General features: G+C 72.3%; 1 pseudogene. It reads left to right on the top strand.

Annotated elements, in window-relative coordinates:
• Positions 1-530 (top strand): annotated as a pseudogene (locus GJ693_RS17330) (hypothetical protein); the annotation flags it as partial.
• Positions 531-668 lie beyond the last annotated feature (138 nt).

Below are 668 nucleotides of genomic sequence, written 5' to 3'. Positions count from 1 at the left end.
GCGTTGCCCCGGCCGATGGCAGCGCGCCGCCGCCGGCCACCGCGCCAGCGACCGGCGGTGCCATTGGAACGGGCACTCTGGCCACCGCGGCATCAACCCCGCCAGCGCCCAAGCCGGCGCCGCCTGCGGCCAAGCCGGCCACTGATGTTGCCGCCTGGGCCCAGGCCTATCCCAAGGTGACGGCCAAGGATTGGCCGGGCGTTGAAGCCGTCATGACCCAGTATATCGCGGACTGGCCGAAATCGACCCGGGTGCCGCAGGCCAAATATTGGCTGGGCCGCTCGCTTGCGGCGCGCGGCCAGAACCCGCAGGCGGCCAAGGCGTTCCTGGATGTCTATCAATCGGCGCCGCGCGCCGCCGCCGCCCCCGATGCCCTGATCGGCCTGGCTGGCGCGCTCAACGCCATGACGAAACCCAAGGATGCCTGCCAGGTGCTGAGCGAGCTTGACGCCGTTTACGGTGCCAAGCTGACGGAAACGCAGAAGGCCGATGCCGGGCGCCAGCGCCTCCGTGCCAAATGCACTGCCTGACCTCGCGGCGTTGACCGCAGCGGCGCTGGGCCGCCCGGTCGCGCCCGACGAGCGGCTGGCGGTGGCGACGTCGGGCGGGCCGGACAGTCTGGCCCTGCTCACCCTCGCCGCCAGCGCTTTTCCCGGCCGGGTGACGGC

Source organism: Sandarakinorhabdus oryzae, from assembly GCF_009733735.1.
GTDB lineage: Bacteria > Pseudomonadota > Alphaproteobacteria > Sphingomonadales > Sphingomonadaceae > Sandarakinorhabdus > Sandarakinorhabdus oryzae.
This window is presented reverse-complemented; position numbering and strand designations above follow the sequence as displayed.